The sequence below is a fragment of the Bradyrhizobium sp. UFLA05-153 genome, assembly GCF_054185185.1.
Window position 1 is genome coordinate 1 of the sequence record NZ_JBBIAM010000130.1, and the last position, 24,829, is coordinate 24,829.

Here is a 24,829-nt window from a genome sequence, read left to right on the forward strand (position 1 = left end):
CGTCAATTATCGCCTGACTCGGCCGCCTCGTCTCATCTTGATTGACGCGTCGCTCTCATCCTGTTTGTCGCTCCATAGCCTTCCAACTTCTCGAAATGCAGGCTCTTCAGGGCGTAAAAGTCGCGGCTGATCAGGGGCGGCCCGTATCACCTGCATGACTTTCCGAAAGCCCCTTGACGATTACTCTGTCGAATCCGCCCCTCGAACTGGAGATCAGTTTCCAGCCGGTCGAGGTTTTCGTCGGCAAATTCCACGTCCATGTCGCCCTCTGGAACACGAGATGTACGACCACTAACCAGTTGTGATTAGGCGGTTTTCTCAGGGCAACTAATCTGAATAGCTGCCGCCACAAGATAGAGGGCAAGATCAGAGCGCCGAACTCGCCACCGAGCGCCGGCGTTCCCACACCCTTCCCTTAGAGCGATACGCGCTCGTGGTCATTTCTTGCTGAGAGCCAGGTCGACGAGGCGCCGAACAGCCTCTAGTCGCGTCAAAGCTTAATCCCTCTGCTTCGCAATCCTGCGGCCGCGACGAAAATCAACCGAGACTGGCTCTAGAACGATGGGAAACTTGCATTACGCCCGTGATAGGCCTCGCTCGCTTGCGCCGGGTTGCATGAAGGGCATTTCGTCGCGGAGGCGCTTGACGGGTCTGGCGCCAGCTCAACCTACCCGCGCATTCAGCGCACGCCAGATCTTCGGGGCGACCCGCGTCTCGCCTCCGACACTCAAGGTCAATCGCAGGACTTCCGGCGGTGGTACGGGTCGGCTGCGCGCGGGCATCAGCCGCGACTCGTTCGGGGGTTCCAATCAAGTCTTGAAATCAGCACGCGCCGGATCTTCTCGCTCGACGAGGCGCTGCGACGCTCGTTTCCCAACAACGAAATAGACGAACCCGTAACCTGGAATGAATGCCGACAAGGCGGCATTCAGGATGGACCTGTTTTGAAAACTTCGAAATATCCCGATCGCCCGGCTGGCAAGTACGGCAATCGTCCAAACCCAGTGCAAGACGGATAAACTCAAGACCGAACCCCCACCCGACGTGTCCAACGAGCTCCAAGCAAAAACGGCCTCAGCTGGCGCGGGGGAGCAACTGCTGAGGCCGTTCATAACCGCTCGATCTGCAGAACAGCTCGAGCTTGGTTGAAACGCGGTCTATGGTCGTTTGTTCCCGAATAGGAACGTCACTCGGGGGCCAAGGTCCAATAGATTCGAGCCATCAGCGCGCCGCTCACAAAACATCCGCAGGAGCGCAAGAAACGCCGTGACCTCTTCGATCTTGCGATTGCACTTAAACGAGCTGGGGTTGATCCCGAGCGCATCGTGAAAGCCTTTGCGGCCTACATGGATCATGGTGGTCATAATATCACGCGCGCTCTATTCGGGCAGAGCATGCATCTGAAGGCTTCACGACCCGCAGTTTACAGCCGATATCAGTCCGCTACTGGCGAACGGATATTCGCGGGATTTGCCCAAAGCATCGAACGAGGTGCTGAGTGGACTCATCCGACCTCTCCCGGGAGAGCTCTGGAAAGGCGTCTGAACAGTTGAAAATGAAAGGCATAGTGAGAGCGATCGGCCCGCCCAAGGAGGGGAGGTTTCATGCGACACTACGTTGCTTTGATCCATAAGGACGCGGACAGCGATTACAGCGGCTCGTTTCCTGATCTTCCCGGCGTGATCATCGCTGGCACGGATCTGGACGATGCGCGCGCCATGACCGCTGAAGCCTTGGTCCTTCATCGGGCGGTGAAGGTTTCAGACCACTCTTTCGATGTGTGCACGGATCGCATTTACTTTGAGATCGATCCAGCCCCGTTCGCGGGCGCGATCGATCATCTGGCTGTAGGCCAGGTCCCAATCTCGATCGTCGTTCGGACAACCAGGCAGGTTTGGCACAAGATCGATAGGAACCAACGCATTGTCCTGGTCAGTGACGGTAATTCCTCCGAGCGTTGGTGGAACACTGAGCGTACCTCTCAAAACGAGCTTGAACCCGCAAAAGTCGAGCGGCTCCGTTAGACGGACGCCGCTGTCGGGCGAGCATTCTACGATCATGACTCGGCTCCATCACTTTCAACCACAAGTGCCGACGCTAAACCGTCACTGCAAACACTGCGTTCAATCATGTGGCAATGTTCGAAGTTCGCCGCGACAGTTGATAAGCGGATTGCCATCGCCTGGGCGCACCGCAACGGTTCGGCCGATAAATAGCCCGTGCGTGCCAATGACCTGGTAGTGGTGCAAGAGGCATTCGAGCGCGCAGATTGCGCCCTGCAATAGAGGTACGTCGAGAATCCCCTGATCCCAAGGAGCCGTATCGAACCGCTGGAGACCTTGGGAGCCATCCCGGCCGGCGAACCGCAGAGCGATGTCCTGATGATCAATAGAAAGAAGGCTGACGCCAAACCTGCCGGTCGCAAGTATCGCATCGTGAGTCCCGGAACTGATGTTAATGCCGACCAGCAAACAAGGGGGCTCTATACAAATCGAGGTGATAGAGCTCACCGTTAACCCGCGCCGTTCAAGTGCCGATCCTGTCGCCACGATGGCAACGCCGCTGGCCAGATTTCGCATGGCCTGCCGAAACTCGATCGCCTCGATTGATCGAATATCGCTCATCTGAGAAGGCAACCCACGATCAGCAGCCCACCGACGAATCGACGTCCAAGTTCGGACGTTCGCGGGATGCGGATATCGCCTTGCCCGCAGCTCAGGGCTCTCCAGGCCGGTGTCCGAGCAGTTATGCGAAGGGTACCGTTTTCGGCACAAATAATACTGTGCCGCAACCGTTGGTTGGAAACTTTGCGTGTCATTGACGCGCCCCGGTCGCCGCAGCTTGGTTTGGTGAAAGCAGCGCGCGAGTTGCTGCTGTCAGGTCTGACTGACGCATGAGACTTTCGCCCACGAGGAAAGTCGAGACACCAGCTCGCGAGAGCCGTGCCAGATCGTTGAACGCACAGATGCCGCTTTCGCTGACAATCAGGCGATCCTTCGGAACGAGTGGCGCCAGCGTTTCACTTGTTTTAAGGTCTGTCACAAAGGTGCGCAGGTTTCGGTTATTGATACCGATCATCTTCGAGCGAAGCTTCAGGGCGCGATCGAGCTCTGATCGATCATGGATCTCGATCAACACGTCCATACCATACGCTAAGGCCGCAGCCTCGAGGTCGCAGGCGGCCCCGTCGTCCAGCGCCGCCATAATCAGCAGAATGCAGTCGGCACCACGGGCGCGAGCCTCGATTACCTGATAAGTGTCGAAAATGAAGTCCTTGCGCAAAACTGGCAGGTTTGTGGCCGCCCGCGCCGCCTCCATGAAGTCAAGATCGCCCATGAAAGACACTTTGTCCGTCAAGACTGAGAGGCAGGCGGTGCCCCCTGCTTCATAGGATCTGGCAAGCGACGGCGGGTGGAAGTCGGCGCGAATGAGCCCCTTCGACGGCGACGCTCTCTTGATTTCTGCGATGAGAGCATAGCTACCCGACGCATGTTTCTTGTGAATTGTGCTGATAAAGCCGCGCGGCGAAGGCGCGCGGCGCGCTCGTTCGTCGAGCTCGGCACGCGGAAGCGTCCGCCTGGCAGCTGCGATCTCTTCGCGCTTATATGTCTCGATCTTCGTCAGAATGTCGGTATGGATCATGCCGTCTATTTGGAATTGGAGACTGCGACCAGAAGCTTCAAGCGCCCGGCGGCGGCGCCACTGTCGAGTGATGCCTGCGCGACGGCTACTCCCTCCTTCAGAGTTGTGGCCCGTCCGGCCACTATAAAGGCCGCTGCCGCGTTCAAGAGAGCAACATCGCGATACGGGCCGCGCATGCCCTCAAGCACGCTTTGCAGCGCAACCGCGTTGCTGTCGGGGTCCCCGCCCTTCAAACCCTCCTGTCCGCAAAGAGGGAGCCCGGCTTCTTCCGGCGTCATCTCGAAGGTCCGAATCTCGCCCTTTTGGAGCGCGGCGACGAAAGTGGGGCCGGTAAGCGTTATCTCGTCGAGCCCATCGCAACCGTGAACCACCCATACCGATTCCGCGCCGAGCCTCTTAGAAACCTCCGCTAGAGGCCGCACCCACCGGCGCGAAAACACCCCGATCACCTGCCGCTTGACGCAGGCAGGATTACAGAAGGGCCCGACGAGATTAAAGATTGTGCGGGTCGCGAGTTCGACCCGAGTTGCACTCACGTTCTTCATCGCCGGATGATGGGTCGGCGCAAACATGAACCCAATTCCGGCATCCCGGATACAGCGGGCCACATCTTCTGGCTCCAAATCGATCTTCACTCCGAGCGAGGCCAGTACATCGGCGGAGCCTGAGCGCGAGGAGAGCGCGCGGTTGCCGTGCTTGGCGACTGGAATGCCGGCACCCGCCACAATGAAAGAAGCACACGTTGAGACGTTGAGCGAGCCGGAACCGTCGCCGCCTGTGCCCGCGATGTCGACCGAATCGGGCGGTGCACTGACCGATCGCATTCTGCTGCGCATCACGGAAACCGCGCTGGCAACTTCTTCCGCTGTCTCCCCGCGCACCCTCAGCGCCAGCAACAGACCGCCCATCTGCGAAGGCGTGGCCGCGCCGGACAGCATACTGTCGAATGCCAGGGCCATTTCCTGGTGGCCCAAGGGGACGCCGCTAGCGACTTTGCCCATGATCGATTTGAGATCCATCACGCGCTCTCCGATCGGGCGGAGCCGCTGCTGGCGCTTACGGATCGAGCAAGCGCAGCCGCGGCGAGTGTCGTTGGCGCCGTCGAGCGAAACACGCTATGACTGCAAGATGCTTCAGATCTCGTTGCCACCACACCCGCCACCTTCACACTGGCATTCACGCGCATGACATGCGCTATTGTGGCGCGTGGTCACGATCGATTTCTTGAAGCCTACAACTTGACGCTGCGGCAGCTTCAAGCGATTTCAGCGAACGGAAAGACCAGCCACTCGCAAACGAGAGGTGCGCCCTCGAAACCGGCGTGGGTCTGTCTGGCTAACATTCGCCAAACCACTCACACTCGACGCTCAGAGCTCGACTCTTGCGATACGGAGCTATTCGTTACGCCCGGAGCGCCTGGGATGTCGCGTGCACTCTTTCAGGGTTTAAACGCCTGGCGCACCTGCGATCACTGCGCGCCTCGCCTGGCGCACCTTGGTCAATTGTTCCGCCGCGACCGCGATTGAGCAGCAACAGGCGCGACCAAACAGAGAGAAATCGTTCCGCCAAACACCAGGATGGTTCAGCGCACTTGGTCAACGGCGCGGCGATGGCGATTGCCGGCGGCTGAAGATGCAATCTCCAGACGGGATGCTGCCCGAACAAGATTGCGTTCCTCATAAATCGTGCAGCGTGGTTTCGAGATCCTATCAAGGACAGTCGCGATTTTGAGCTTAAGAGGAAACCAGAGAAGGCGCTCGATCTCTCAATCTGACGTCATCTCCTTGCTCAATATCGCCTCCCCAACGGCCTTGGCTTTTCAATGGCCTAGGCGGCTGCTTCGCTCTCGTTTCGCACCAGGGCCTTCAGAGGAGACCCCCGCCGGTGCACTCGGCGGGGGCACTGCGGGTGGATGACGCGAGGCTCGCAAGCGAGGTGTCGCATCAAGGACCCGCAATCATCAAAAGAAAGGCCCGTAGCCAACGATCAGCTGGGACATCATCTTCCGTGTCAATCGCCTGGGCTGCACATTCCTCATCATCTGGCTCAGCCCCCGGTCTTCTCGAGCTCTGCTTCCGATTACCAAGCCTCAATATGCTCTGCGCTTGGGCGATTGAATAGGACGTTCTGAAACCCGGGAAATCGGCCGAAGAGAGGCCGCGTGTAAACGGTAGCGCTCACGCCGCTTATGAGAACGCCATGCGCGCAGGGTGTACCCTGCTGCGAAACCTATGAACAGGATTGATAGTAAAACCAAAACTGCAGTCATCGAGAACTCTCAGTTTGCAGCGCGGTTGCGCTTTTTTGGATGGGCAGCAAGGACATCATGACACGGCCCTTCTTGTTCCTTTCGTGTGAAACCATTTTGGCAGCATACAACTTGACGCTAGGTCCGATTCAAGCCCCTGTGGCCGGACAATATCCTGCTGCGGAGTCAACGGCCATCGCAGCCTCACTGAAAGCACGCCTTGCCCGGGACGAACTGGTGATGTCGGGGCGCTTCACTCACCGATTCATTTCAAGGTGTTGTCTTAGTCGCACCACCTCGTCGGCCAGAACGAACCAACTGTGCGGCCAATGACTTGTTGCTGGTGGACCGGCCCATGCGGGAAACATCCGGACACTCACCAACGTCACTTTTCGGAACCGAGAAGAGGTAAGGCTTCAGCAGGCCGTCAAATCCACTCGTCGGATTTATCACGACAGACGCCTGAAACGGCGCAATGCCTTGAACGCTTGAGGCCGCACGCGGAGATGGAACGACCTCCCCAGGCTCAGAATTAGAGAGCGTCGCTTGATTGTGATCGGTTTCTTGCAGCTTGACGGAAGGTTCACCGATCCTTCAGAACCCATCGATGGATACCCCGCGCAACTGCGATGCGAAGGCACGAAATGAAGGTCAAAGAACTTATTGAGCTTCTCTCAACATGTGAGCCGGATGCTGATGTCATCATTCCGGACTCATTTTCGTCACGCAGGGCCTTCGCAGTAGTGAAAGCCGTCCAGACCGGATGGACCTATAATCCCCAGCTTGCCATCGAGGATATATCGTTTTGGATTGATGGGGTCGACCATACTACTGAGCCGCCGCGCGGTAGCCATATAGCTCGTGGAGTGAGATTGCTCGGCCCAAAATGTGGACCAGTACTTGCAATCCAGTAGATTCACATAGGCGCTAACGTCGTTGAAGCATCAAGCTTTAGGGCATCGATTGTTTTTCCCTTCGCCCCCTCCAGCAACGTTGCGCGGCTTTCAGCTCTTCATGTGCGGAGTTCTTGATGAGGTTGTTCATTTGCCACTCTTGAATCGCGCCTTGTGTATTACTTCGTACGCCGCTATTTAATGCACGATGAAATTTTCCCGCAGTGGCAGATCGCAATGAAAATGAATGACCTGAAGTCAATGACCGTCGACGAGTTGTGGAGTCTCCACGAGAAGGTGGCTGCGGCTCTCGCTCAACGGATTGCGGCAGAAAAGGTCAAACTAGAGGAGCGGCTGCGCAAGATCGGAGAGGTCGACAAGGTTGCCCGGCCCGCCCGTGAGCGTCGCCCCTACCCGCCAGTGCGGCCAAAGTATCGAAATCCGAAAAACCCAGCGCAAACTTGGTCTGGACGTGGCAGATTACCCCGATGGCTCAGCCCGCAACTTCGTGCGGGTCGGAAACTGGATGATTTCCTCATCGATCAATCTGCACGAAAACGTCGCCACAAAGCCTGACAGGTCGGTCAGTAATGACTACCTCAACTCGATGCGCCAATGCTTGCGGCATCTGTGCTTATCGGCTCTGACCGACCTCGGCCGTTTTTCCGCACAACTCACAGGCGCTCAATGTCTCAGCATTGCCAAGGCTTCGGCTCGCAATTTTTGCTCCTTCTGGGCTTACCGATAGTATACGCGAGCAACCCCGTGCGGTGAGCCCGCGAGAGCGCAAAGATTCTATGCTTTCAATAAATCCCCTCAACCAACGATTTCGGCGCCACCTCTTCGGACCCTAAGGCCCTTCAGTGGACGGATAGCCGTCGGCTCGACAGCAGAGTAAAGGTCACGTACCAGGGATCATGAGCTGACTAACGAAACCTATTCCGACTTGTCGGCCTTCTGTTTGCGCTCGATAGCGAACATACCTTCCGGCAAACAGAAGGCCGAATCCAAGTCAGCAGCTTTTATTTCGAAGCAATACATCACCCTCGACTGCGCGGGGATAGAGAGTCACCACTTCGAACGATGGTAGGAGCTCGAGAATGGCTTGCAGGGATAGCTGCCCTTCGTACAGCTCGCGGTCGCTATATTCCGTGTAAATGAAGCGCGTATTGCTCAAGGTCCGACCGCCACCAGCGATGACATCGGCTTCTGCGCCCTGAACATCCATCCATATCAAATCAATCTTGTTTACGTTAGCTTCGCTGCTCCAGTCATCCAACCTCCGAGTTTCGACGGAAATTGGCTGATCGAATCGAACCCAATCGTATTCAGCTAGATGGTTTTTTGGCCGGCGTATTGAGCCCGACAGATCCCATCCCTCCGCCTCTCCATCCCCATTGCTTGGATGGAATTCAATCTGGCCATTTCGATCGCTGATCGCAACCTCGAATAGCTTCACATTGTTGAGGTCTTGCGTGTTCTTCTTGAAGCGAAGGACCGCTCGAGGATCGGGCTCAAAGCAGTAGAACCGCGCTTCTGGGCACAGCTGGAGAAAACGTCGCGTATCAGTTCCGTCATAAGAACCGATGTCCAAGATAACGGGACTTGGATTTCCCAGACGTGAAACGATCTGGTGGTGTACTTCTAAAGGGTTAGGGTCTAGCATGCTTTAGGCCTTTCGCAGAAATTGCGTTTTTTGGCTTCGGTAGAGTTTCTTTGAGCGCCGGCACTATTTCCGCGGCACGTCTTGACTTCTTATTGCGCGCGCATCCCGGCATGCGGTGATGTCAGCCATCGCTTCTCCGACGCTTTAACCTTTTCGAACGCCTTTCGAATCTTTGGAAAGGCAGCTCGTCGCTTTGAAGCCATTCGAGTTCGGCGGATCATAACCTTCCCATTCGGCCGTCAGGGGCCCACCGTACTGGTCACGCACGAGGGACTCTGCAAGCTGCGAACAACAATATTCAAGGGTGGCCCCGAAGCGTCGTCCGGTCTTTGAGTGCCGATTTGATGCACGCGAGCAGTTCGCTATTGCTGAATGGCTTGTGCAGGAATTGCGACACGCCGGCTTGCAGCGCGCGAGCCCGGTTGTCGTCGTCGGGACCTGCGACAAGCAGAATGGCGGGAATTGCGTTTCCGGATGCGACAAGCCGCTCGTATAAGTCGAGCACGTTTACGCCCGGCAATTGCATGTCCGCGATCAAACAAGACGTGCTGATGAAACGCTTTGAATTCAGGAATTCTTCTGCACTCTGGAACAGATCTGGCACGTAGCCTACCGAGATAAGCATCTCCAATATCGGTTCATGGACTGCCCGATCGTCGCACACAACGGCGATGATATCGAGCGTGTGGGCCATTCGGACCAGATCAAGGAAGGACTTCTTCTGCAACTTCGGCGCGACTTGAAGCGCCACCTGACCGCACGGCACACGATCCTTTTGAAGAAGCATTAGACACCTTAAATCGACAACTCTCGCCTTCGTCGCGAGGCTAAAGTGACATCGAGGGAGGCTCAATTGTACGGAGGTAGGACGACAACATCGAAGAGGTTGGAAACACTATACGAAGGTTTGCCGACAGTCGTTTACCACGGCCATCTGGCGCTTTCTGCTGGTCCGTGAAAACACCCTGCCGAAATTGGCATCCGACCTCGATGCCCGACGTAGACTTGAGATTTCCTTCTCGTTGCCAATCATTCCGATACGCCTGAGTTACGTTCTCATCGGCGTTTGTTATCAGCGGTTCTCGGTAGTTCGTAAAATCGATTGTATTGATAGATCATATCCGGACAGTGGATGGGTTCGCCGTCGTACATAAAACGGGCGAGTAACCACGAAAAGGATGACTATCCAGCGCGACGGATTTATCGATCCCAGCGCGAAATTCTTAAAGACCACCAAACGGAAAAATTGGTGATCAATTGCATTCTTCCGGCGGATCTTGCGTGCAGCGCGCTATACGTCACGATTGGGATGATTCTTGATCGTGCGAGCTCTAAGACCGCTCCATGGGTCAGGGTTACCTGACCCGTATTTGTGCAACTAGCGTGGCCGCTTCGGACGGCCCAATCCCAACTATGCCCACAAACCCCGAGGGCGGCATCGGAATTTCCTGGCTAGTCGGCCTCCAGAGATGCAGACAGTATCGGCTGTTGTTCACGTATTCGGACTGGGGCGGATGTAGCTGCATCACGCACTCTTCCTCACCCCAAAAAAGGTCCTTGACGAAGCACATCTCCTGCCAGTTCGGGCAACGCCGCGGTGTCGAGACGGAGACATGTTCCCACCGCGGGCGGAGCAATCCAATGATCCTGAGCTTGCAGCCACAGGGCCCCTGCACAAAGAAAAGACCACAAGGACCTGATCCCGGTGGACTGGCGAATTGTCCATGCTGTACGCGACCAGCCTCGAGCTGGCTCCCAATCCGTGCTCTCATGCTACCTCCCTTTGCCTCGCAGATAAGTTGAATCCAACGCAGATCAGTGCTCGAACCTTCTTCCTTCGCTTCAGACAAGCACTGCGGCGTAATGGCAGTACGCTCCTTCTATTGTCACGATGTGCGGGGCACATGTCGCAAGGCACCCTGCCTTCCATAAAGTCGCCTGACTGAGCAGACAGCCCTACCTCTCTATCCGCCTACCTTGTGCGCCGATGGGATGCGCCGTTGTACCGCGCGGGCAGCCCGGCAAGGCGCGAACGGGTCCCGACTTGGGGCGAGGCACGATCGCGCTGACGATAGACAAGCGTCCCAGGCACAACGCTTTTGGACGCTACTCTCGCCCCGCTCTCGGTGGCCTGATCGCTTGATTCGTTGAACGACCCGATCTCGGCTCGAGGTTTCTTAGGTGCGCATGAAGCAGCGCATTAGCTTACTCATACCGAACCCGGTAACCTTCGCGTCGAGCTCCATTGCTAGCTCGTTACAAGCAGCGAGCGAGCCGTCATTTTCGCGACGGTCTCATAGCCGCTTGTTTTGATGACAACATGTTGGCGCCGCCATCGTCCGACCAAGCCATTGCTCTCTCGGCTGGGCAGTAGGGGAAAGTCGTGGCGGTGGCGCGGACCGGCGGAGACGACCCCGTGGCCATTTGTCCGGTGGCGGCATCAATCGACCTCATCCCATAACTTGCGGCATCATTCTGCCGGCAACCGACGTCGCCAAGCGGCCGCACCGGGAGAGTTGGATGCTCCTGCACCAACTCAATGGCTGCTTTCTCCTGCATGGCCAGCCGTGTGCAGGCGCCTCGGAACGCGCGTTGTCACCAGCAGCAACCCTAATCTCGCTGATCCGTCTTCGTCGCGCATTCAATCAAAACGCTCTACACAGGTGTTTGACCTAGCGGGCAACCAGCTCTCTCCGATTAAATTGACCCACGGGTCGCCCACGATTGTCTCTAATCCTACAACCTGACGCTACGTCAGGTTCAAGTCATTCCATGAGCCTGGCCACACTTTTTGTCTACCGGCCAGCGACGCACCTTTGCTGACGGCAGTTTTGCTGCTCAGCGCGACGACGGCTGCTGAAATATTTGGCAGCTACGAGATCAGGATTGGTGCGACTTCAAACCGTTTCGCCCTCTACAATGGTTTCCCAATTGCGGCCATGAACCGTGCTAAGAAGGTGGCGGGAGCTAATGAAGGGGACAAAACATGCAAGCGCGGCGGACCTGGGCCATCAAATCTCCAACACGTCGTGACGCGGACATCCGGCGACTTCAGACTCAGCTAGACCAACTGAGCCGACGGCTGGACGAACTTGAATGTCACGCTCCAGAACTCCCCAGTATAGCGGCTATTCGAGCAAGAGCACTCACGATATCTCAGGAAATTGAAGATATGCGTTGCTCGGCTGAAGCGATCGACGCGTTAACGGAGCTTCTTCGGAGATAGTTTTGGCATATTGCGGTGCCGCCGCAGCGCGACTCCGTTGCGACCTAGAGCAGCGCCTAACTTAGACCTCAATGCTGCCGCTTCAAGATGCGCCTTTTCGATAAGCCAGCTGCCGATGTCCCCGAACTATCAAGATAATGGTGGAAATCGGCTAGGTTGCGGCTCAATCGAATCTACATATAATCTATGGCGCTGAAATTCTCCATGGCTTTGACATTCTCCGGCATCTCATTCTGACAGCCGAGATCCGTTGGCGGGGGTATCTTCGGTTATTTATGGTTCGACGACGGCACCATAGTGTAACTCTCATGGTGCGGTCTGAACGTGCGCTGTTGCTCCTTCCGCCGACGCCGCAGATTATCGCCGTGCCGATCCAACTGCCAAGCCGGAACGAACTTGTCGCTCTCGCGCTCGTCCTATCATCAGCGAGCAAGCGAGGGGCGCGCCTAAGCTGTCGGTATTTCATGATGCTCGCCGATCGATCTACCGGCAAACACGACCATTGAGCTTCTTGCGGTCGAGCTCGCCCTCCCACCAGGCAACGATCACGCAGGCAATGCCGTTGCCGCAAAGATTGGTCAGCGCGCGGCATTCGCTCATGAACTTGTCGATCCCGAGCACGATCGCCATGCCCGGCACGAGCCGTGGATCGACAACCGCGAGCGTCGCGGCGAGCGTGATGAATCCGGCGCCGGTGATGCCGGAGGCGCCTTTCGAGGTCAGCATGGCCACCACCAGGATGGTAATCTGTTGGCCCAAGGTGAGATCGACGCCGAGCGCCTGCGCGATGAACAGGGTCGCCAGCGTCATGTAGATGTTGGTGCCGTCGAGGTTGAACGAATAGCCCGTGGGCACCACGAGGCCGACCACGGATTTCGAGCAGCCGAGGCGCTCCAGCTTTTCCATCAAGGACGGCAGTGCGCTTTCCGAGGACGAGGTGCCGAGCACGATCAGCAGCTCGTCCTTGATGTAGGCGAGAAACTTGAAGATCGAGAAGCCGGCGACCCGCGCGATGGTACCGAGTACGATAAACACGAACAGCGCTGCGGTGGCGTAAAAGGTCGCGATCAGCCCGATCAGGTTGAGGATCGCGCCGGTGCCGAACTTGCCGATGGTATAGGCCATCGCGCCGAACGCGCCGATCGGCGCTGCGTGCATCACGATCGAGATGACGCCGAACACGGCGTGCGCGGCATCGTCGATGAAGTTGCGGATCAGTTGGCCACGCTCCCCGAGCCCCATGATGGCGAAGCCGAACAACACCGAGAAAAGCAACACCTGCAGGATTTCGCCCTGCGCGAAGGCGCCGACCACGGTGTCGGGAATGATGTGCAGGATGAAGTCCACGGTCTTCTGTCCCTCGGCCTGCTTGGCATAGCTCGCGACCGCCAGAGCGCTGGCCGCCCCACTGCCGAAGCCCGCGCCCGGCTTGACGAGATTGCCGACGATAAGCCCGATCAGAAGGGCGAAGGTCGAAACAATCTCGAAGTAGACCAGCGACTTGACGCCGATACGGCCGACCTTCTTGGCGTCCTGGATATGGGCGATGCCGGAGACGACGGTGCAGAAGATGATCGGGGCGATCACCATCTTGATCAGCTTGATGAAGCCCTCTCCCATCGCCCTGACCCAGTCGTTGGTGGCGACCGAGGGCCACAGCCAGCCGACGATAACGCCCAGGAAGATGGCGATCAGCACCTGGGCGTAGAGAATTTTGTACCAAGGCTTCATGGATAGCACCACGCCGCGACAGTCGTGAGAGATTTCAACGGCTCATCGCTACGACCTCGAATCAGAAGCGTGTGCCAGGGCTGCAAGTTCAGTTTCAAGCTTTGGCCGGTGCTTAAAGATCGCGTCGATCAACGCTGGTACAGGCTGCTCGGCGCCCTCCACCATCATTGCTTTCTCAGCGCGCTTCGGGGGGGCAAAGACACGCTTAACGATAGTCGGCGAGCCCTTAAGACCACATTTCGAGATATCTGCCACACCAGCGTCCTGTGCGTTCCATTTTGCGATTTCGGTGCGTGCCGCGCGCAAAGCGTCCCTCATGCCGCCCCGACGGATCTCGTTTGTCGCCTCTAGCATGGTGATGAGACATGGAAGCTTTGTACGCAGCACCTGCACGCCGCCTTCCGCGCGTCGCTCCACCTCGATCGCGCGTGCCGCGAGATCCAGGCTCGTGATCTCAGCGACGTAGGTGAGCTGAACCACTCCGAGCCGCTTGGCAATACCTGGCCCAACCTGCGCGGTGTCACCGTCGATCGTCTGCTTGCCTGCGAAGATGAGGTCGGGCGGGCCGTACTCCTCTCCGATCTTACGAATAGCCGTCGCCAGCGCGTAAGTGGTCGCTAGCGTATCGGCCCCCGCGAACACACGATCGGTGAGCAATACCGCGCGATCTGCACCGAAAGTCAGTGCCTTTCGCAGCGAGTCTTCGGCGGCTGGGGGCCCCATGGTCAGAACGGTGATCTCGCCGCCAATCTTATCGCGTAGCTCCAGAGCGGCCTCGAGCGCGAACAAGTCGTAAGGATTGACGATTGTCGGTACGCCCTGGCGCATGATGGTGTTCGTTACAGGATGGACCCGAATCTGCGCCGAGTCCGGAACCTGCTTTATGCAAACGACGTTGTGCATCGCGCATTTCTCCAAAAGATGCAAGGAATTGGGCTAAGACAGCAAGTCTCATACCAGAGACGGCCTCCACAGTTCGACGTCGAGGCAATGGGTTGCCGCGGACTCAACTGAAGGCGATGCTTGTCGTCTTAACAATTTCGACGATCCGTCGCAGGTACGACGACAGAGTCTCTCGCTGGTTTACGCCACAAGCGATACTGCGGCCGCGATTCGTACCGACGTTCCATACGCGTATCCATCCCTTGGGCGGCCTTTGAACCCTAGGCCGTTTCATTGCGATTTGCCGCCAGGTCGATGCGAGTTCCTGGCTCAGAGAATAGAACAGGGCGGGCCCGACACACGAGCAGGGGCGCATTTGGCCCGCCCCTACATCACCAGGCTGAGTGGCGATGTTACGTTGAACAGAAGCAAGCAACGTGCCGCAACCGACAGCGCCGTTCTCAGAAGGCAATTCGTATAAGCATCTTCGAATAGACCGCTCCTAAACATCAACGTCATTCGAATTGTCATCAATGTAACAATCGGTGCTCGTGGTCCTACGGTCGGTTTGGCAATAGTGTACAATCGTGCAAACTCTATGCGTCAAACTCTCCGAGTGTCGTCTTCCATCAGAGGCGTTTGAGGCTTTTGGACTTTGCCAGTGTTTCGTCGATCACCGAGGAGCAATTCATGCTCCGTAGAGATTGCGCTTCGAACATGCTTTGCAGGAGGCGGGCCCGGACTGTCCGGCAATCCGAGCCCATAACCTCAGCAACCCGAGCGGTCGGTTGTTCGGCTACAAATACACCGTAGTTGGAAACCTTCGAAAAGCGCATTGATGTCGCTCAACAGCGCTCGTGCCTCACATGTCGGGAGGCACAAGTCACAATCGTGGATAGCGGCGCACTGGGACCGTACCTATCACGTACGATGCTAGGGTCCGCGCACGCTCGAACAGAGCCTTTACGGACAGTTTCGCGCGAATCGTACTGTGGGGGTTGAAACGTACGTAGCGTCAGGTTGTAGGGATTGTTCAAAGCAGTCGCCGGTGAATGGGGTCTCCGAACTCAGGCTGTCTGCAAACTTTCAACAGGTGCCGGGAGACAATGATACTGGACAGATTGAACGGTCTCGGCTTTTTCGATCGGCGCACTGGTTTGCATAGCTGTTCTTGTGCGCCCAGGTGTAGCGACTGCAAAGATTGCAACTTTCATGTTCCTAACGTGGGAGCACCAGCCTAGCCAACGCCAGATGTGTCATCGATCATAACGCGCAGCCAGCGGCGGTTGCCCCTCCGCGTCAAGACGAACCGCGATGACCTTCGAACGCAGCGAGCCTGGTCAGACGCAAACGCAAAAAGCGCAAAACAAACCGACGGGAAATACGACGGCAGATTTTGCACGCCACATCGAACGGAGTGCTTATGGAAGGCGTTGACTTGTTTTTTATCGTGATGGCAGGAATAACGCTAGGCGGCTTGGCTGCGGCCATCGCGCGTGACACGTCCGAGCGCGAGTTGTGTTGGTGGGAGCACCTCGCGCTGTGGGCCGCCTCAATCGCTCTATTGTGTTTTATCGCCCACAACATAAGCGGGGCCGGCATGACCGCTGACTCAAATTAGAGCGGGGTCATACCACGAGAGCAGCAAGCTGCTGCAAGCTGTAGCGGGTTTCTCGTTCCCGGTGCCCCTGAGTGGAGACTCCCGCTCGGATCGTCGGGAGTGCGTCAGGGCAATCGTTACGTCCGGCGATTTATGCCCCGATGCCAAACGGAACGGGCCATTCGAATGGCGTCGATCGATTTGCTCATCCGCAGCAATTTGGATGGCTTATGCGCAGAAGAAAATCAATCGCGCAACGAGCCATCTCTCGTCAACAGAAAGGATCATGGTAGACATCGCGGTTGTTGCCTGCGCTCCCATCATCGACACGACCCTATCGATCGTCATCGGTTTCCGTTTGCCCGGAAGCAGATACGTTCGTCCCCGGCTGCACCTTCGCAGCGGCCGGGCGCGCTTCCATCACATCGAGGACGGCCCGGCCCTTTTCGGTGATACGCCAGCCACCGTTCATCCGCTCAATGAGTTTCTGCGAAAAGATATCGAGGTTCTGGACACGAGCGGCCATTCTCTTGGTACGCTCGGCCCAATCTCGACCGCTCGTCGCTAAAATCGCCATGTCGCGTTTAAGGTCCGCCATCGACGCGAACCCGTCCGGATAGCTCACAAGGATCTTTAGAACGGTAACCTGGAAATTCACCTGAGTGGAGGATCATATTGTCCGCGTCTACCGCCACATGGTCGGTGCTTCGCGAAGCGCTTCGACACCAATCTGTTTGAGGCGGTCGGGTATCCTTTCACCTCTGGTGGCGGCTTCCAGAAGCTTAGCGGCAACATGTGCGCGGACGCCCGTCTCGTATCGGGAAATGCTCGCGCAGACCTCCTCGAGCACAGCGCGCAGAATTTCGGCGGTAGCCGTATCCAGCATTTGGAGATCTCCCCCGTCGTCACGTGAGGAAGATAATACGGATCGCGCGTTCCTGAATTCAAGTGAGATAGATCACGTATCTTCCAATACTGCTTCTTCTTCCGACCTGTCTCAAAGTGCCCCGGGGCGTTTTCTCAATTCGTCGATTGGAACGCGTTCGGCTTCATTGCACTTCCCGCTGCGGCATGCTCTCGTTTTGGCTCTCGGAGTTCTGCTTCGGCCCATGCAGTGCTCAATTGCATCCCTCGCACTCCTCTATATCCTGCCCGCCTTTTCTCAATGGCGTCAACACCGGTCCTGCGCGACCTCAAACTCGAACACAGTCCTGCGGAGGCCTTTTTGCTTGGCGTCTTAAGCACGACGACCCGGCTGGAGATAGCTGACCGTATTCTGCTGCCATGCCGCTTCGCCGAATTTCAAGATGGGCTCTACCCGCGTCAATCTCTTTAGCGGCTCCCAAGCAACCGGCCCGCGCAAAGGTTAGAGTCCGTACCGTATGGTAGCTAACTTTGGACTTTGATTAATGCGAGGAGCTCGCTATCGGCGCATAAATTCCGCACTTGGTTGCGTTTTTCGACGGATTTCACTCGCTCGCGTCGTGTCACACCTCACAGCTTTACCTATCTTTGATTGCTCAGCGATTTTCGGCACTCGAATAGCATGGTGACGAGGCAGCAATTGCCGATCCGGGTTCGAAACTGCGTTCAATGCCTCTAGCGCCATGCCGGGACGGCCTTGGCGCAGCTGTTCCGAACACCTTCCCAGCATAGCGAACCGCAGGTCCAGGCGAAAAATCTCCGCAAAATCATCGCTATAAACGTCTATTGTCCTTCAGCGCCCATTTCTTTATCACCGCGGAACGGTTCAGCTCCCGGCAAGTACCTGCAGCCGGAGGTGAGGAAACCGATCGGTTCGTTTGCATCAGGGTGAAATTTGACTAACCAAAACTCTCAACGGCGTGTCGCCTTGATCACCGGCGTGACCGGGCAGGATGGCGCCTATCTCTCCGAATATCTCCTATCGCTCGGCTATATCGTGCATGGTATCAAGCGGCGGTCCTCTTCCTTCAACACCGCGCGCGTCGATCATCTCTATCAGGACCGGCATGTCGGGACCGCGCCGTTTCTCATGCACTACGGCGACATGACCGACTCGACCAATCTGATCCGCCTGGTCCAGCAGATCAGACCGACCGAGATCTACAATCTTGCCGCCCAGAGCCATGTCGGCGTCAGCTTTGAAAGCCCGGAATATACCGCAAACGCCGACGCGATCGGTGTGCTGCGCCTACTCGAGGCGATCCGGATTCTTGGCTTGGAGAAAGAGACGCGCTTCTACCAGGCTTCGACGTCCGAGCTTTACGGCCTGGTTCAGGAAATCCCCCAGAAAGAGACCACGCCGTTTTATCCGCGCTCGCCCTATGGTGTGGCCAAGCTCTACGGCTATTGGATTACGGTGAACTACCGCGAAGCTTATGGCATGTTCGCAAGTAACGGCATCCTGTTCAATCACGAGAGCCCAATTCGCGGCGAGACTTTTGTCACCCGTAAGATCACCCGCGCCGTCGCCCGCATTGAGGTGGGTCTCGAGGAGACGCTCTATCTCGGCAATCTCGAAGCCAAGCGCGACTGGGGGCATGCCCGCGACTACGTCGAAGGCATGCACATGATCCTGCAGGCGGACAAGCCCGATGATTTCGTCCTCGCGACCGGCGAGACGCGGTCGGTGCGCGAGATGGTCGAGCTCGCATTCGCCGAGGTTGGCCGCCGCATCGAATGGCGCGGCAAAGGCGTCGAGGAAACTGGCATCGATACCAAGAGCAGTAAGGCGGTGGTCCGGATCGATCCGAGCTATTTCCGCCCGACGGAGGTTGATCTTCTCATTGGCGATGCCAGCAAGGCGCGCCAGCAACTCGGCTGGAAGCCGAAGCGCAGCTTTGCGCAGCTCGTGCAGGAGATGATGGCGAGCGACCTCGACGAAGCGAAGCGGGAGGCCGCCGGTGGCCGCCACTCCGTTTGAACTGAAGGGCAAGACGGTCTATGTCGCCGGCCATCGTGGCATGGTCGGGGCCGCGCTGATGCGCCGGCTTGCGCAAGAAGACGTGCGGCTCGTCACTTCGGAACGAAGCGAGGTCGATCTTCGCAACCAGGCCCAGGTGTTCGGCTGGTTCGCCAAGACGCGGCCGCAAGTCGTGTTCTTGGCTGCCGCCAAGGTCGGCGGCATCGTCGCAAATGATACACTGCGCGCCGAGTTCATTTACGACAACATTGCGATCGCCGCGAATGTGATCCACGCGGCTCATCTCAATGAGGTCGAGAAGCTGATGTTCCTGGGCTCCTCCTGCATCTATCCAAAACTTGCTCCCCAGCCATTGCGCGAGGACATGGTGCTGTCCGGTTCGCTGGAGCCAACCAATGAGCCCTATGCGATCGCCAAGATCGCCGGCATCAAGATGGTGGAAGCCTATCGCAGTCAGTACGGAAGCGACTTCATCAGTGTGATGCCGAGCAACCTGTACGGCCCTGGCGACAACTACCACCCCGAATATAGCCACGTAGTCGCAGCCCTGATCCGCCGCTTTCACGAAGCCAAGCTCGTGGGTGCAAAAAGCGTCACAGTGTGGGGCACCGGTACGCCGCGCCGCGAATTTCTCTATGTCGACGACATGGCGGATGCCTGCGTCCACCTCATGAAGAGCTATTCGGGTGCGGAGTTGATTAATATCGGCACCGGCGAAGACATCACGATCGTGGAATTCGCCCGGCTCGTCGCGGACGTCACCGACTATCAGGGCGAGATCACGTTTGATGCCTCGCGCCCCGACGGTACGCCGCGCAAGTTGCTCGACGTCAGCCGGCTCGCAACGCTGGGCTGGAGCGCGAAAATCTCCCTGAAAGACGGGATCCAGCAGGCTTACCGAGCCTTTCTGACATCAGGCGATGATATTCTTTCCAAAAATAATCTTACAAACTCGTGAGCTAGACAATCAAAGCGTGTACCGCTCATTTGGGTGTCCGCTTACGTCGAACTAGAGCATGATCCGAAAAAGTGAGAAGCGGTTTTCCGAAAAGATCATACTCAAACAAGAACCTAAAGCGCGATGACGATTCATCTCATCGCGCTTTAGTCTTTGCAGCTGAACCTTATCGATCTGACTGATCAACATGCGCCTTGCCGAGCTACGTCAAGCTCGGCAAACGTTCATCGCCAATTGGCTCTTTGACCCGTACTGAACTGAGCGCGCCGAACTACGCTCTTATCTTGATCAAGAAGTCGCTGACCTGCCCCTGCAATGAAGCGATATTGCTGCTCAAATGCGACATCTTCCCAACCGCCCGACCCGCCGATGAGCCAGAGGCGCGCGATGCATCGTTCAGTTGGTCAATATCTCGAGACGTTTCGCGCATATCAGCGCTGATATTGGTGATACTTCTTGAGATGTCGTTCGTCACAATCGATTGCTCCTCTATCGCCGCCGATATGCTGCTCGAGATCTCCTGCACCTTGTCGACTATGTCAGCGATGTCAGCCATCGCCGCAGTCGCCAGTTCCGTCCTTTGTTGGATGGCGAGAATTTGAGTATCAACCTCGCTAGTCGCCTTTGCTGCCTGCGCAGCGAGGTTCTTCACTTCCCCCGCGACTACTGCAAAGCCTCGACCCGCTTCGCCAGCTCGTGCTGCCTCGATGGTGGCGTTGAGCGCCAGCAAATTGGTTTGCGATGCTATGCTCTCGATCATTTGGACGACGCTACTGACCTTCGTCACCGACGCAACGAGCTCACTTAATGTTGTTTCAGCGTGTACGGTCTTGTCGCGCGCAGTGTGCGAAATGTTCGCTGCTGTCGAAACTTGTCGGCTGATTTCATTGATCGAGGCTGAGAATTCTTGAGCCGCCGAAGACACGGCAGCGGAGTTTTCTTCGGTCTTTTTCACCATTCCTGTCATGGCTTTAGCGCGATGACAGACATCGTCCGTTGAAGCTGTAATTTCCGATGCAACCGCTTGCATATCATGCATTGAGCTCGCTACAACTTCGACGACCCGCGACACATCGCTATCGAATCTCCTTGCAAGACTCAGCCTTTCTTCGCGCATACGAACCAGGTCGGTTATGTCCTGCCAGACACACACGACTATAGGACGGCCTCTGAATTTCGAAACGACAAGACTTATCCTGACTGGAATGGAGGTCTGATCTTTGCGCCGAAGCCACCACTCGATCGCGACGTGGCCTGACCTCATCACAACCTCATTGGTCTCTTCGAACATCTGCGCAACAGTCTTGCCGTTCGGCTGAGGATCCAGGGAGAGCGAAGCGATATCCAATCCTCTCAGTTCTTCTCCATTGGATAGCCCGAGCATGTGAGCTGCGGCGTCGTTGCCGAGTACACACCGGTCGGCATCATAAATTGTAATACCATCTTTGATCGACTCGAAAGCTTTGATCGCCATCGCTTCGTCCAAGGTCACTGCTGCCACCTCCCGTCTCGTAGACGTCACGAAGGAAAGGACCAACATCAAACCGCCGAGAAGGAGTCCGGCCCAGAAGTGAAGTGATAGCGCATCTGCATTAGCCGCAACTGTTGCTGCTGGGACGGATAATGCCAGGGCGAGACTTGATATCCGATTGTGCCACATAATTCCAACCGCCGCTTGAATCCAACATGAATGGTCGTATCGAATCTCAATTAAGAATTCCCTTGCGCACCGTCCTATCGGTGGCGCACTTATACCTGCGTATAGTCGAGTATACCGGCGTATATGTGCACTTGCTCGCGAGGAAAGCTTGGCGTGCAGTCCAAGATCTCGGCGACAGCATGCGAGCGCGATCTGGACCAGGCCGCTGTTGAGCGGTGATCAGTATCCAGTGCATGAAGGAATCCGCTGTACGGCATCTGGACGATCTTCAATGGAGACCGGGGCACCAAGTCGAAGTCAGCCCCGGGACCGTACCTAAGTCTATGGCTTGACGCGCACCATGGGACGAAGCGAAGGCCTGCAGCGGCCGCTACCAGATGACGCCCTAAAGATTGTCGCACGCGGCGTTTCCAAGGAAGATCGGGCCGTGGCATGAAACATGTCCAGGCACGCCCGTACGCCGGCGGAGCCGGCTCTACCGCAGCGGCCTGTGGGTGACAATCGTTCACCCCAGTAGGTCTTCGATCGGCACTTCGTTAAATGGATCTGCGAGCGCTCGTCTGGCAACGAAGAGTCCAATTACGCGCGTCTGCGGAGCGCGCTCAAGAATCATCTCCTTGACGGCTTTGAAATGGGAGCCTGTCGTGAGGACGTCGTCGACGATGCCCACGATACCGCGCAGGTTCTGCAGTTGGTTTTCCGCGATCCTGTAGTTCTGCTTGAGCTCGGTTGGCGACATCCGGTTGCCGCCCTTGAAAGTGTTCGTCGAGGATCTGCTCGACTAACTCCCTGACGTCGGGAGGCGCCGGGGCGCGGACTCCTCTGCAGACCTGCACCATACGATCATCGTAGGCGGGATCGGTTTTCATCTTCGATGGCGGAACCGGAACAATCGTGGCTTGGGCCAACCATTCGGCGTTTAAAACCGCTGACAGATCGTTCGCGCATCTAGCGATTGCCGCGGCCTTATATTGTACCCACCGTCGCCTCGCTTCTTCTGAAGATTGTGAATGAGCTGATTGGTCTCGCCGCCGCGCCAACCCAAACGGGCCGTATATTCGTAGAGGTAGTGACAATCGTCACCCTCGTCGAGGTACCAGTGGTCTCTGCGGTTGGTCTCGTCAATTTGCTGGAGAAGGCGTGCAATCACCTAACGCGCCCCAGATATCGGCGAGATCGCGGACACGGATCGCGCCCCTCTTCTCGAAGTTCGCCGGCCAAGTGATGTCATCTCGCTTGAAGCAGGAATCGAGAATGAACAGCTTGCGGCCTTGCTGCAAGGCCGCGCGAGCCTGCGTGAGCGTCCCGCTTGTGTCGCTGGCCTCGACGATGATCGTCCCCTTGGTGAGAGCGCTCATCGTGACGTTGCGCTCAGGGAAAAACAGCTTGTTCTGCGGAACGTGCTGACTAGCGTACCGGAGCACTGGCACCTGAGAAATGAGCAGATGTTCCTCCGCGATCCTGCGCTGGAGCGGCTGATTCTCCTTCGGGTAATAGGTCCCGATCGGCGTGCCGATCACAGCGATGGTGTGGCCCTTCGCCTCGATCGCCGCTGTATGAGCTGCAGTGTCGATGCCGGTTGCCAGGCCCGACACAACCGTAAAGCCGCGCTCGACCAACGCGCGTGAGAGCCTCGCCGCACGCGATTTTCCATCTTCGCTAGGATTGCGGCTCCCCACGACGGCAACGCATCGCGTCTCGACGAACTCCCAAGCACCTTGGAAATAGAGCATTTCCACCGGATGTCTTGCATCCCGGAGCTTCGGAGGATAGTTGCCAGTGAGATTCAGCCGAGTTCCGAACCTAGATACGCCTGCCTTCTTGAGCGCAGCCAGAACTTCCGATGCGCGAACGTCCGCCACAGCACCTGAAACGAAGTCGGAAGGGACAGCAGTCGGGTCCGATGCGAATTTCTCGGCGATCGTTTTGAAGGTAGCCCCCTTCTCAAGCCACAGCGCTTCGTAGGCACCCAACTCCCTACGCGGCGAGATTGACCGTACGGCCGGCCCGTCATTCATTCGTGCGAGAAGGTTCATCGTCCAACCCTAGCTACCCCCTGCGGCGGCGTCGAATCAAACAGAGTCGAAGTCCACCAAAAGCGTCTGGAGGATGGTAGCAACCCGCGAAGAACAAATCAAGAACAATTCAATATCTCCTTACAGATCATTCGGTTAAATGGTTAACATTTCCTTGATTTGCCGGTGCGCTGTCCTCGGACGAGGCCGAGCACCGTATCGGCCGCTTCGGGCGTCAACCCGACGGTGATGTAGCGAATTGCCACCCCCAAGACGCGCCGATCAGTCGGCCGCCGCCAAAATCGGGGAGACCTTTCCACCGAGAAGGAAGAGGTGTTGAAGAGTCGGCGCCGTTCGCCCGTAACGCCCCGGCTCCACAACTGAAGCCAGCTATAGTGTCTGCCAGGCAGTGGTCCGCGCGGCTCTGCCTATGGTCGCAGCCGAACAAGTCGGATGCCGCGAATGCAGAACCGATTTGTGAGGCCGGCACCCGGCTCACAATGCGGTTCGTACTGGTTATCTCTGTCGAACTACAAGCCACCGGCACGATTTGTGAAGGCGGAAAATGCTGATGAGGCAGCGTAGCCCGACTGTCTGCCCTGCGTGTCCACATGGACGAATTGGGAATTGTGGCGGGCGCTGGCTTGGCGAGCACCGCCAAGCTGCTGGCGATTCTTCGGGAACGAAAACCACGACAGAATCCCTGATGGCGCCCGCTTTGCCCTTATCCAATTCGCTGAGCAGATTGAGCTGCTTAACGATATCGAGCGATTGGTTACGTTCAGGCGCGAGAAACACCCGGTCCATACTCCCCTCCTCTTCGATGTCTGACGTGAACGAAGGGACGATCATCATCGTCAGCAGCGGCTGGCTGCAGTACCAACTGTATAGCGCCTGCGAGATCGAAGATCATTTCCATGCCAAGGCTCCGGGCAACGTTGACAAGTTTCGCAGCGCGACTTACGAGCCTCGAAATCGCACAGCCAATGCAAGAATGCCTCCAAGAAACGGGAGATAAATTCCATTGATAGTTCGACTGCCGAAATTCATAGGTTTTTCCGGATTGATGATCTCCGCCTCGAAAAACCCACTCTGGTCGCCCGTTCTGACACTGACATCTTGAAAATCCAGGAATTCACCGGTTTCTGGCGAATATGCTTTGTATACAGCCTCCTTGATTACGAAGATTAGTTTCGGGCCAAAGCGACCGCTGGACCATTCCCGACGTCGTCGTTCCGCGGAGGTGCATATGATTGGCACAAGGTCAGCTCCGAGCGGCGCTTCATCTTCGATGTCCAGTCCTAGGGCGAGGACGTTTCTTGAGCATCCCGCAACGGCGCCACAATCAGACGAAGAGTGGGAAATGCTCCCAACGACGCCTACGGGCCAAAGAGGAGCCCGAT

General features: G+C 57.0%; 19 protein-coding genes and 2 pseudogenes. 6 read left to right on the plus strand and 15 right to left on the minus strand.

The window, feature by feature from the left end; genetic code table 11:
• Nucleotides 1-809 precede the first annotated feature (809 nt).
• Nucleotides 810-1,025, minus strand: coding sequence for a hypothetical protein (locus Q2941_RS42725; protein ID WP_458196280.1), 216 nt, complete (start codon nucleotides 1,023-1,025; stop codon nucleotides 810-812).
• Between the two features lie 195 nt (nucleotides 1,026-1,220).
• On the opposite strand from Q2941_RS42725, the gene Q2941_RS42730 reads away from it, so the two are divergent.
• A complete protein-coding gene (locus tag Q2941_RS42730) occupies nucleotides 1,221-1,553 on the plus strand; it encodes a nucleotidyl transferase AbiEii/AbiGii toxin family protein (protein ID WP_458196298.1) in 333 nt (110 codons plus the stop codon).
• 51 nt (nucleotides 1,554-1,604) lie between these two features.
• On the plus strand, nucleotides 1,605-2,024 hold the full coding sequence (locus Q2941_RS42735) for a type II toxin-antitoxin system HicB family antitoxin (RefSeq protein WP_458196281.1): 420 nt from the start codon (nucleotides 1,605-1,607) through the stop codon (nucleotides 2,022-2,024).
• 99 nt (nucleotides 2,025-2,123) lie between these two features.
• On the opposite strand, the gene Q2941_RS42740 is transcribed toward Q2941_RS42735, so the two are convergent.
• From Q2941_RS42740 to trpD, 3 genes are all read right to left on the minus strand, one after another.
• Entirely contained in the window at nucleotides 2,124-2,624 is a 501-nt protein-coding gene (locus Q2941_RS42740; RefSeq protein WP_458196282.1) for a flavin reductase family protein, read from the minus strand.
• Nucleotides 2,625-2,814: 190 nt separating this feature from the next.
• Nucleotides 2,815-3,642, minus strand: a complete 828-nt coding sequence (gene trpC / locus Q2941_RS42745; RefSeq protein WP_458196283.1) for an indole-3-glycerol phosphate synthase TrpC — start codon at nucleotides 3,640-3,642, stop codon at nucleotides 2,815-2,817.
• A 5-nt stretch (nucleotides 3,643-3,647) separates the two neighbouring features.
• Nucleotides 3,648-4,664 carry an anthranilate phosphoribosyltransferase gene (gene trpD, locus Q2941_RS42750; protein WP_458196284.1) on the minus strand — a complete coding sequence of 339 codons (1,017 nt, stop codon included), beginning with the start codon at nucleotides 4,662-4,664 and terminating at the stop codon, nucleotides 3,648-3,650.
• Nucleotides 4,665-6,957: 2,293 nt separating this feature from the next.
• On the opposite strand from trpD, the gene Q2941_RS42755 reads away from it, so the two are divergent.
• A complete protein-coding gene (locus tag Q2941_RS42755) occupies nucleotides 6,958-7,359 on the plus strand; it encodes an H-NS histone family protein (protein ID WP_458196285.1) in 402 nt (133 codons plus the stop codon).
• 436 nt (nucleotides 7,360-7,795) lie between these two features.
• Here the strand turns inward: Q2941_RS42755 and Q2941_RS42760 are convergent, their stop codons facing one another.
• The 7 genes and pseudogenes from Q2941_RS42760 to Q2941_RS42790 form a co-directional block, all read right to left on the minus strand.
• Nucleotides 7,796-8,449, minus strand: coding sequence for an FkbM family methyltransferase (locus tag Q2941_RS42760; protein WP_458196286.1), 654 nt, complete (start codon nucleotides 8,447-8,449; stop codon nucleotides 7,796-7,798).
• 298 nt (nucleotides 8,450-8,747) lie between these two features.
• On the minus strand, nucleotides 8,748-9,236 hold the full coding sequence (locus Q2941_RS42765) for a response regulator transcription factor (protein WP_458196287.1): 489 nt from the start codon (nucleotides 9,234-9,236) through the stop codon (nucleotides 8,748-8,750).
• Nucleotides 9,237-9,804: 568 nt separating this feature from the next.
• A complete protein-coding gene (locus tag Q2941_RS42770; protein ID WP_458196288.1) occupies nucleotides 9,805-10,221 on the minus strand; it encodes a DUF7694 domain-containing protein in 417 nt (138 codons plus the stop codon).
• A 1,937-nt stretch (nucleotides 10,222-12,158) separates the two neighbouring features.
• Nucleotides 12,159-13,406, minus strand: coding sequence for a dicarboxylate/amino acid:cation symporter (locus Q2941_RS42775; protein WP_458196289.1), 1,248 nt, complete (start codon nucleotides 13,404-13,406; stop codon nucleotides 12,159-12,161).
• A gap of 48 nt (nucleotides 13,407-13,454) precedes the next feature.
• Nucleotides 13,455-14,309, minus strand: a complete 855-nt coding sequence (locus tag Q2941_RS42780; RefSeq protein ID WP_458196290.1) for an electron transfer flavoprotein subunit beta/FixA family protein — start codon at nucleotides 14,307-14,309, stop codon at nucleotides 13,455-13,457.
• Between the two features lie 1,973 nt (nucleotides 14,310-16,282).
• Nucleotides 16,283-16,546: pseudogene (locus Q2941_RS42785) on the minus strand (hypothetical protein); the annotation flags it as partial.
• A gap of 27 nt (nucleotides 16,547-16,573) precedes the next feature.
• Nucleotides 16,574-16,774, minus strand: a complete 201-nt coding sequence (locus tag Q2941_RS42790) for a hypothetical protein (RefSeq protein WP_458196291.1) — start codon at nucleotides 16,772-16,774, stop codon at nucleotides 16,574-16,576.
• A 933-nt stretch (nucleotides 16,775-17,707) separates the two neighbouring features.
• Between Q2941_RS42790 and gmd the strand changes: the two genes are divergently transcribed.
• Nucleotides 17,708-18,793, plus strand: a complete 1,086-nt coding sequence (gene gmd / locus Q2941_RS42795) for a GDP-mannose 4,6-dehydratase (protein ID WP_458196292.1) — start codon at nucleotides 17,708-17,710, stop codon at nucleotides 18,791-18,793.
• On the plus strand, nucleotides 18,774-19,751 hold the full coding sequence (fcl, locus tag Q2941_RS42800; protein ID WP_458196293.1) for a GDP-L-fucose synthase: 978 nt from the start codon (nucleotides 18,774-18,776) through the stop codon (nucleotides 19,749-19,751). Before gmd ends, fcl begins: the two co-directional genes overlap by 20 nt.
• A gap of 271 nt (nucleotides 19,752-20,022) precedes the next feature.
• Here the strand turns inward: fcl and Q2941_RS42805 are convergent, their stop codons facing one another.
• Nucleotides 20,023-21,252, minus strand: coding sequence for a methyl-accepting chemotaxis protein (locus Q2941_RS42805; RefSeq protein ID WP_458196294.1), 1,230 nt, complete (start codon nucleotides 21,250-21,252; stop codon nucleotides 20,023-20,025).
• A 491-nt stretch (nucleotides 21,253-21,743) separates the two neighbouring features.
• Between Q2941_RS42805 and Q2941_RS42810 the strand changes: the two are divergent.
• Nucleotides 21,744-21,847 (plus strand): annotated as a pseudogene (locus Q2941_RS42810) (SOS response-associated peptidase); the annotation flags it as partial.
• A gap of 69 nt (nucleotides 21,848-21,916) precedes the next feature.
• Here the strand turns inward: Q2941_RS42810 and Q2941_RS42815 are convergent.
• The 3 genes from Q2941_RS42815 to Q2941_RS42825 all read right to left on the minus strand — a co-directional run.
• The gene (locus tag Q2941_RS42815; RefSeq protein WP_458196295.1) at nucleotides 21,917-22,150 is read right to left on the minus strand and encodes a hypothetical protein; all 234 of its coding nucleotides are present in this window, start codon (nucleotides 22,148-22,150) and stop codon (nucleotides 21,917-21,919) included.
• A gap of 382 nt (nucleotides 22,151-22,532) precedes the next feature.
• Nucleotides 22,533-23,447 (minus strand): DNA-processing protein DprA, encoded by a 915-nt coding sequence (locus Q2941_RS42820; protein ID WP_458196296.1) that lies wholly within the window; start codon nucleotides 23,445-23,447, stop codon nucleotides 22,533-22,535.
• 939 nt (nucleotides 23,448-24,386) lie between these two features.
• On the minus strand, nucleotides 24,387-24,829 hold a 443-nt coding region (locus tag Q2941_RS42825), incomplete at its 5' end, for a 4'-phosphopantetheinyl transferase family protein (protein WP_458196297.1).

Coding starts and splice junctions, on each gene's coding strand:
- Q2941_RS42765 (WP_458196287.1), bottom strand. CDS start 9,236: ATGCTTCTTCAAAAGGATCGTGTGCCGTGCGGTCAGGTGGCGCTTCAA.
- Q2941_RS42790 (WP_458196291.1), bottom strand. CDS start 16,774: ATGCTGGATACGGCTACCGCCGAAATTCTGCGCGCTGTGCTCGAGGAG.
- Q2941_RS42775 (WP_458196289.1), bottom strand. CDS start 13,406: ATGAAGCCTTGGTACAAAATTCTCTACGCCCAGGTGCTGATCGCCATC.
- Q2941_RS42815 (WP_458196295.1), bottom strand. CDS start 22,150: ATGTCGCCAACCGAGCTCAAGCAGAACTACAGGATCGCGGAAAACCAA.
- Q2941_RS42740 (WP_458196282.1), bottom strand. CDS start 2,624: ATGAGCGATATTCGATCAATCGAGGCGATCGAGTTTCGGCAGGCCATG.
- Q2941_RS42760 (WP_458196286.1), bottom strand. CDS start 8,449: ATGCTAGACCCTAACCCTTTAGAAGTACACCACCAGATCGTTTCACGT.
- Q2941_RS42770 (WP_458196288.1), bottom strand. CDS start 10,221: ATGAGAGCACGGATTGGGAGCCAGCTCGAGGCTGGTCGCGTACAGCAT.
- trpC (WP_458196283.1), bottom strand. CDS start 3,642: ATGATCCATACCGACATTCTGACGAAGATCGAGACATATAAGCGCGAA.
- Q2941_RS42735 (WP_458196281.1), top strand. CDS start 1,605: ATGCGACACTACGTTGCTTTGATCCATAAGGACGCGGACAGCGATTAC.
- Q2941_RS42820 (WP_458196296.1), bottom strand. CDS start 23,447: ATGAACCTTCTCGCACGAATGAATGACGGGCCGGCCGTACGGTCAATC.
- Q2941_RS42780 (WP_458196290.1), bottom strand. CDS start 14,309: ATGCACAACGTCGTTTGCATAAAGCAGGTTCCGGACTCGGCGCAGATT.